The 8,289-nt window shown below is 44.6% G+C and carries 5 protein-coding genes and 1 rRNA gene; 4 read left to right on the top strand and 2 right to left on the bottom strand.

The genetic code is table 11. The features are described from left to right. Window positions 1-105: 105 nt before the first annotated feature. Window positions 106-1,380, top strand: coding sequence for an MFS transporter (locus C7R91_RS06785; protein ID WP_047074944.1), 1,275 nt, complete (start codon window positions 106-108; stop codon window positions 1,378-1,380). A gap of 59 nt (window positions 1,381-1,439) precedes the next feature. On the opposite strand, the gene C7R91_RS06780 is transcribed toward C7R91_RS06785, so the two are convergent. Together C7R91_RS06780 and C7R91_RS06775 are read right to left on the bottom strand one after the other, a co-directional pair. Then, complete coding sequence (locus C7R91_RS06780; RefSeq protein WP_047074942.1) at window positions 1,440-2,804, bottom strand: sensor histidine kinase; 1,365 nt, start codon at window positions 2,802-2,804, stop codon at window positions 1,440-1,442. Next, window positions 2,801-3,526, bottom strand: a complete 726-nt coding sequence (locus C7R91_RS06775; protein WP_047074940.1) for a response regulator transcription factor — start codon at window positions 3,524-3,526, stop codon at window positions 2,801-2,803. Before C7R91_RS06775 ends, C7R91_RS06780 begins: the two co-directional genes overlap by 4 nt. Before the next feature lie 563 nt (window positions 3,527-4,089). Here C7R91_RS06775 and gyrA point away from each other — a divergent pair. The 3 genes from gyrA to C7R91_RS06760 form a co-directional block, all read left to right on the top strand. After that, window positions 4,090-6,621, top strand: a complete 2,532-nt coding sequence (gene gyrA / locus C7R91_RS06770) for a DNA gyrase subunit A (RefSeq protein ID WP_047074938.1) — start codon at window positions 4,090-4,092, stop codon at window positions 6,619-6,621. A 165-nt stretch (window positions 6,622-6,786) separates the two neighbouring features. Continuing rightward, the gene (locus C7R91_RS06765; protein WP_174769402.1) at window positions 6,787-7,878 is read left to right on the top strand and encodes an HD-GYP domain-containing protein; all 1,092 of its coding nucleotides are present in this window, start codon (window positions 6,787-6,789) and stop codon (window positions 7,876-7,878) included. 317 nt (window positions 7,879-8,195) lie between these two features. After that, a 16S ribosomal RNA gene (locus tag C7R91_RS06760) occupies window positions 8,196-8,289 on the top strand; the annotation flags it as partial.

Below are 8,289 nucleotides of genomic sequence, written 5' to 3'. Positions count from 1 at the left end.
GTTTTCAGGGAATAAAAGAAGCCATCCAGCTCGGATGGTTTTTTTGTACTATCTAAAAACTGAAATTTCTGACGTATATCATTTTGAAAAAGGAGTCATGTCATTATGGAACAAGCTTCTTCGAGTCGGCTCCACTATGCCTGGATCATTGCGGGTGTCACCTTTTTTATCCTCTTAGTTGGTGCTGGAATTCGCTCAGCTCCTGGTGTTTTTATGGTTCCTGTTGAACAAGAATTTGGTTGGAGTCGCTCTTCTATCTCCATAGCGTTGTCGATTAACCTATTGCTATACGGATTGGTGGGGCCATTTGCAGCAGCAGTCATGGATCGATTTGGAATAAGGCGTATCACGATCATTGCTCTTATCCTGTTAGCATTGGGCTCCTCCCTTACGACTTGGATGCATGCCTCATGGCAACTGACTGTACTTTGGGGAGTCGTTGTTGGACTGGGTTCAGGATGCACGGCTTCCGTATTGGGAGCGATGATCGCAAATCGCTGGTTTGTGAAGCAACGAGGATTGGTTATGGGGATATTAACGGCGAGTGGTGCAACAGGACAGCTGGTATTTCTCCCTCTTCTTGCAAGCTTGGCTGAATCAGATGGCTGGCGTACGGCATCGTGGGTGATTGCAATAGCAGCTCTGATTTTGGTTCCGATTGTGGCTATCTTAATGCGTGATCGACCAAGTGATAAAGGGCTTCAGGCGTTTGGTGCGACAGAAGTTGATCAAGAAATAGAAGACAGAAAGCAAAACCCTTTTCGTGCAGCTGTTGATGGTTTAGTAAAAGGATCTCGGTCCTTTGATTTCTGGTTGTTGGCTGGCAGCTTTTTTATTTGCGGTCTCTCTACAAATGGTTTAATTGGTACTCATTTTATAGCTGCTTGTATGGAGTACGGCATTCCTGCAGTAACGGCTGCAAGTTTACTCGCTCTCATAGGTATCTTTGACATTATTGGAACAACATTATCGGGTTGGCTATCGGATCGTTTTAACAATCGTTGGCTCTTGTTTTGGTATTACGGTTTACGGGGATTTTCATTAATGCTGCTTCCTGCAGCGCTATCCTCATCTACGTTTACTCTGGGCTTATTCATTGTCTTCTATGGCTTAGATTGGGTAGCCACAGTTCCTCCAACACTTAAGTTGACAACTGATATTTTTGGAAAACAGCAATCAGGAATTTTGTTTGGGTGGATATTGGCTGCACATCAATTAGGTGCTGCTGTGGCCGCTTACGGTGGAGGAGTCATTTATACCATGTTGAATAGTTACTTCATCATGTTTATCATTGCGGGAATATTTTGCTTAATTGCTTCTGTCATGGTTATGCGGATTGGAAGGAACGCGCTCGCGGCGAAAATTTCCGGGAACATGTAGCGGTAAATATATGATGGAAAGAAAACACCCGAGTAGACACTAGATCACTCGGGTGTTAATTAGTTTTCAGGCTGCGGGTACAAGGGGAGGATGATCCGGAAAACAGCGCCGTGAAGTGGACCATTTTCTGCTTGGAGACGGCCAAGCGAACGTTCGATAATTGCTCGAGAAATAGCTAGCCCCAGTCCAACATCACCATTTTTTCCTTTCACAAAACGATGAAATAAATGGGGGAGAAGTTCTTTCGGGATGCCCTCCCCATCATCTTGTACTTCTATTTGGAGTTGACGTTTGCCTGATTTGATTTCTATTGTGATCTGATCCTTGGCATGGCGCAAAGCATTTCCAATGATATTCAACAAGGCTTGAAGAAACTTTCCTTCGTCTACGTACACTACGTCATTGGCTTTAGTCGGACGTACTGAAATCGTTACATTGTGTTGGAGCTGCAAAGGGTGTAAACGCTCAATGGCCAGAGTCACCAATTCGGTAGCGGAATGCCACGAGGGATCAAACAAATTCTCTTCCCCTTCAAGCTTGGCCAACAGTATAATTTCAGTCACAATATGCTTCAATCGATTGGTTTCCTCTACGATGACATCAAAACCTTTTTCAGCAGCAGCATCAACAAAAACGCCATCGCGAATTCCCTCGGCATATCCTTGAATGGACATGAGAGGGGTTTTTAGTTCGTGGGAAGCATTCTGTAAAAATTGCCGCTGGATTTCATGAAAACGATCCAGCTCTTGTGCCATAGAGTAAACACTATTCGAGACTTCAGCAATTTCTCCGCGAGCAGGAATGAGTTGGACTTCGGAAAAACGCCGTGCTTGAACCTTTTTTATTTCTCTCGTCAATTTATGGAGTGGCTTCACCATACTACGTGTAATAAAAAAGCTGAGCAAAATGGTAGATACAGCTCCAATCAAGACGATGAGCAATATACTATTCGTCATCTCCATACGAATGTCTTTTAGTCCGCGTACAGGAGAGGCCAGAATCAGTCGTTGCTTTTCGTCGTTTTTAAAAGGCAAGTTAACGACCACGTAATCATCGCTTCCGACCATCCATATGTTTCGATTTTGCCTTTTCTCCGCTTTACGCTCAAGGGCATCCATCCACTCATTCAAATTGGAAGAAGGCAGGGACGTGTAGAGTACTTTTTTCTTTTTGCCTAAGAGCAGAACTTCTATCTTGCGATTGGAGACGAGAAGCTTTTCGAGTTCTGCGACTCCCTCTGTTTCAATCTTTACATTCGATTCGTTCATTTTTTCAATCCAGAATCGACCTTTAAGGTTTAATTCATTTTTTTGCTGCTCAATTAAATTATCTAGCAAAAACGAATTGATCAGGACAGCTGATACCCCCATGACAAGGCAGAGAAGAAGGGCGAACATCAACGTGATGCGAAATTGGATACTCATTCATCCTTCGTTCCTTCCAGAGTTCGCAGGCGATACCCAAAGCCCCAAACGGTTTCGAGAGGGATCTTGTCCAGCTTTTTCCGGATACGACGAATGAGATCATCAACTACTCGATCACTTCCAAAGTAATCATATCCCCATACAAGGGAGAGCAGCTCATCACGGGAAAAAGCCCGATTCGGATGTTCAGATAAAAGACTGAGTACCTGAAATTCTTTCGAGGTCACCTCTACTTCCTCCCCAAAAGAATAGACGAGACGTTTTTCCTTATCTAATACAAGAGCGTTGTTAGCAGTTTCTTCCGGGTTACTGTCTTTCGCAATGAATGGGGATTCTTCCGCATGGGATTTCATTTGTTTCCAACGTTGGAGTGCCCGATTCACGCGTGCTACTAATTCACGAGGGCTAAAAGGTTTGGTGAGATAGTCGTCGCTTCCTAGCTCTAGTCCAAGAATCTTGTCTACTTCTTCGTCGCGTGCAGAAACCATGATGATAGGTGTTTCTGAGCCGGCACGAATACGTCGGCAAAACTCATAGCCATTCATGCCTGGCAACATGATGTCCAATACCCATAGATCGGGGGGATTCTCTTGCTCTAATGTAATAGCCTCTTCGGCTGATTCAACGGCAGTTGTAACATAGCCTTCCTTTTGCAGATAGGCTTCGACGATCTGACGAATATTGATGTCATCGTCTACGATAGCAATGTGAAAGGTCTTCATAGGATTCCTCCGCCAACCTTAAGATTCTCACTTTATTGTACATCTTCAAACAGACTTAATCAGTTGTTGTAGGCATTTCCCACACTTTTCCCATACTTACTTTCCTACGTTTCTTACAATAGTGTAAGGAAGTTGAAACCCAAATCGATAGGACATTGTGTTTATTCCATGTAAAATCAAAGTACATTCAATAAACGGAGGGATACACCATGAGAAAACTACTACAGATGATCGCGATTACGTTCGGATTGTTAATCGATACAAAGACAATGATTCGCTTCACTGAATTAGAAATGGTCGTAAAGCTGTAAAGATGATGATAAATACAAGTAAAAAAACATGAACTTTTAGGCGCCAGAATGTAGGGGCCTTTTTGTTTTGTGTGATGCCCAGCGTGAAACAAAGCTGGGATATTTAGGGATAATGCGAAAATCGTGAGTGTACGATCAAAATCGGTGGTAAATCTTGAGGAAATGAATTGATTCAACTGGATTTTTTGGACGTGTCCTCTCTCTATATGGTATAATGAAGTATTGTGATAACCAGTTGGAGGTTTACCCTTTATGGCAGAAGAAACTGCTCGGTTTCCAAAAGTCGATATTAGCCACGAAATGAGAGAATCGTTCATTAGCTATGCGATGAGCGTTATCGTCAGTCGGGCTTTGCCTGACGTTCGCGATGGTTTGAAGCCTGTACACAGGCGTATTTTGTATGCCATGCACGATATGGGCCTTACTCCTGACAAGCCGTTCCGTAAATCGGCAAACGTTGTCGGGGAAGTAATGGCGAACTACCATCCGCATGGTGACTCTTCCATCTATGAAGCGATGGTACGTATGGCCCAAGATTTTAACATGCGCTACATGCTGGTTGAAGGGCAAGGGAACTTCGGTTCTGTAGACGGCGACCCGGCAGCGGCGATGCGTTATACGGAGTCGCGTTTTTCCAAGCTCGCGCTGGAGCTTTTGCGCGATATTGATAAAGAAACGGTCGATTTCACTCCTAACTACGACGGACGCAAAGAAGAGCCGGTTGTATTGCCTTCTCGTTTCCCGAACTTGCTTTTGAACGGGGCATCAGGGATTGCTGTAGGTATGGCTACCAATATTCCGCCGCATAACTTGACGGAAGTTATTGATGGTGTCATTGCCATGATCGACAATCCTGATATTACGGTTCAAGATTTGATGAAAATCATCAAGGGCCCTGACTTCCCTACAGCGGGGGAGATTCTTGGTTACAGTGGTATTCGCCGTGCCTATGAAACAGGCCGTGGTTCCATTATTATGCGCGCCAAAACCCAGATTGAAGAGGATGGGAAAGGCAAACCGCGCATCATCGTAACAGAGATCCCTTATCAGGTGAATAAGGCTAGACTCGTGGAAAAAATCGCGGAGCTAGTGCGTGAGAAGAAAATCGAAGGCATTACCGACCTTCGTGATGAGTCTGACCGCAAAGGAATGCGTATCGTCATGGAATTGCGCCGTGACGTCATTCCAAAGGTTGTATTGAACAATCTGTTTAAGCATACCCAAATGCAGTCTACATTTGGTGTGAATATGCTGGCACTCGTTGACAGTCGTCCGCGTGTATTGAATCTGCGTGACATGCTCTATTACTATTTGGAGCACCAGCGTGTCATTATCCGCAGAAGGACCGAATACGATCTCAAGCAAGCAGAAGCCCGTGCGCATATCTTGGAAGGCTTGCGCATTGCATTGGATCATATTGACGAGATTATCAGTTTGATTCGCTCCTCCCAAACCACGGAAGAAGCTCGCACAGGACTCATGGAGAATTATTCGTTGTCCTACGAGCAGGCACAGGCGATTCTCGATATGCGTTTGCAACGCCTGACTGGTTTGGAACGAGAAAAAATCGAGAACGAATACCAAGAGCTCATGGTAAAAATCGCAGAACTGCGTGCTATTCTTGCAGACGAAGCCAAAATCTACGCGATCATCCGCGATGAGCTGGGTGAGATCAAAGAGAAGTTTGGCGATGCAAGACGTACGGAAATTACTTTCGATGAGAATCATATCGAAGATGCAGATTTGATCCCAGAGGAAGATGTGGTCATCACCCTGACGCATGACGGTTATATCAAGCGTCTGCCTGTTTCCACCTACCGTTCGCAAAAACGTGGTGGACGTGGCGTGCAGGGGTTGGGAACCAAGGATGACGATTTTGTCGAGCATCTGTACATTACCAACTCGCATGATTACATCATGTTCTTCACGAGCAAAGGGAAGGTTTATCGCCTAAAAGGATTCGAGATTCCTGATCTGAGCCGGACAGCGAAAGGTACCCCAATCATCAATCTCATTCAGATTGAAAAAGGGGAGCGGGTTAGTGCGGTAATTCCTGTGAAGGAGTTTGATCAAGAACACTACCTGTTCTTTGCGACCAAGAAGGGGATTATTAAGAAAACCACGCTGGAGTCCTATGAAAATATTCGCAAAGGCGGACTGATTGCGGTTAACCTGCGCGAAGATGATGAGTTGATTGGTGTTCGTCTGACGGATGGCCAACAAGAAATCATCATGGGTACTCACAAAGGCATGTCCGTCCGTTTCAATGAGGGAGACGTACGCACGATGGGACGTAACGCCACCGGTGTGAAGGGGATTACCCTTGACGACGATGATGATGTCATCGATATGGACGTTATCAAACCGAATGCAGAAGTGCTCATTGTAACGGCGAATGGTTACGGAAAACGGACACCTGTCGATGAATACCGCATTCAATCTCGTGGCGGTAAAGGAATTAAGACACACAATGTAACGGATCGAAGCGGTCCGGTTGTTGGTCTGAAAGTTGTTGAGCCTGAAGAAGATCTGATGATTATTACCACTTCCGGTATCATCATTCGTACAGAAATGAAAGGTATTTCTGTGATGGGGCGTTACACGCAAGGTGTGAAACTGATCCGTCTTTCTGAAAATGAGCAAGTGGGATCAGTCGCCAAGTGTCCTCCAACTGAGGAAGAGGACCTGTCAGATGAAGATGCGGAAGAGAGAATCGAAGATCTGCAAGATGGAGAGACTGTCGAAGTTGAAGCAACCGAGCCTACTGAACCGACAGAGGAATAAAGAAAATCACGACAAAAGCGTCCCGCATAATGTGGGGCGTTTTTTCGTGTAGGTGCAGAAAGTTTGCCCAACCCATTGCTTTTTTCCTGCAAATGGTTTGGGTTTGAAGTAAAATTGGGAAATGGATACTATATCATTAACAAGTTGGATCGGGTGGTGAGCAGGTTGCCCAATGTGGAAGTGAAACAACTGACTCTTGGAGCGAAATTGGCTGAAGACGTATTTACAGCATTGGGAGGCATTCTTTTTGCAAAAGGAACCCCTCTCTATGAACGAGAAGTACAATTCTTAGAAGCGTTCATGATCAAGCAGGTACAAGTAGAGGATTCAGGAGGGGCTTGGCCTGACCAAGGTGAACCAACCATAACTAAGGTAGATGCGCCAGAAGCTTCTGATAAGTTTACCCAAGCTAAACCTGTGTTTCAGGAGTCATTTGATAAAGCAGTGTCTACACTGAAAAATTTGATGACCCGCGTACAAGGCGGCAATAACATACCAGTTATGGAAGTCAGAGAAGTTGTAACGCCGATTATTACGGAGTTTCAGCAGCAACCACAAGTTCTTCTCTCCCTTCGGCGCTTTGCAAAGATGGATAGCTATGCCTACGAGCATGCCGTAGCGGTTGGGATTATTTCTTATATGATTGCAAAATGGGTCAAGGTACCTGAAAAGGAATGGATGCAGGTAGCATTGGCCGGTACATTGCTCGATATAGGAAAAACGAAAATTGATCGACGGATTTTGCAAAAACCAGGGAAGCTTACACCAGACGAATTCGAAGAGATGAAGAAGCATACCGTTTACGGATACCAAATTATTAAGTCATCCCACGGTTTAAGTGAAGGTGTAGCATTAGCGGCTTTGCAACATCATGAGCGAGAAGATGGTTCAGGCTATCCATTAGGTTTGCCTGGATCTAAACTGCATTTATACAGTAAAATTGTCGCTGTGGCCGATGTGTATCATGCAATGAGCTCGGATCGTGTCCACCAAAAGGCGTTGTCTCCCTATCAAGTCGTAGAGCAATTAGTGCAGGATAGCTTTGGGAAACTTGATCCTACCATTGTTCGTACATTTGTGGAGGGGATCACTCAATTCGCTGTAGGAACGCTCGTTGAATTAAGTGATGGAACGATTGGGAAGATCGTATTTACAGATCGTAATCACCCAACGAGACCAATGGTTGAAACAGGTGGAAAAATCGTAAACTTAGTCGAAGCGCGACATTTATCTATTGTGAGAGTAATGGAACAGTAAAGAAGAGAGGCGAGTGATTCGCCTCTCTTTTAATATAGTTTAAAAGAAATTCAATTTTATTATAAAAACCTCTTGTGCTGTTTAAGAATACGTGATAAGATACTTCTTGTCGCTTCGATTGAAGCAACACTTCAAGAAGACGCCGCTAAGCGGAACAAGATTTTTTTAAAAAACATCTTGCAAAACCCTAGACGGTATGATAAGATAGAAAAGTCGCCTCGAGAGAGACGAACAAAATGCTCTTTGAAAACTGAACAGCGAAAGCGTTAATGAGTCTATCATTAAATGATTTGCCAGCTTTGAACCAGTAACAAACTTTATTGGAGAGTTTGATCCTGGCTCAGGACGAACGCTGGCGGCGTGCCTAATACATGCAAGTCGAGCGAGGGTCTTCGGACCCTAGCGGCGGAC

The sequence above is a fragment of the Brevibacillus formosus genome (genome assembly GCF_003013405.1).
In the GTDB taxonomy this organism is placed as follows: Bacteria; Bacillota; Bacilli; order Brevibacillales; family Brevibacillaceae; genus Brevibacillus; species Brevibacillus formosus.
Note: the sequence above shows the minus strand (reverse complement) of the source record. Positions and strands in the feature narration are given on the sequence as shown.

Bases quoted from the DNA above. Each gene is read 5' to 3' on its own strand.
- C7R91_RS06785 (WP_047074944.1), top strand. From the start codon at position 106: ATGGAACAAGCTTCTTCGAGTCGGCTCCACTATGCCTGGATCATTGCG.
- C7R91_RS06780 (WP_047074942.1), bottom strand. From the start codon at position 2,804: ATGAGTATCCAATTTCGCATCACGTTGATGTTCGCCCTTCTTCTCTGC.
- C7R91_RS06775 (WP_047074940.1), bottom strand. From the start codon at position 3,526: ATGAAGACCTTTCACATTGCTATCGTAGACGATGACATCAATATTCGT.
- gyrA (WP_047074938.1), top strand. From the start codon at position 4,090: ATGGCAGAAGAAACTGCTCGGTTTCCAAAAGTCGATATTAGCCACGAA.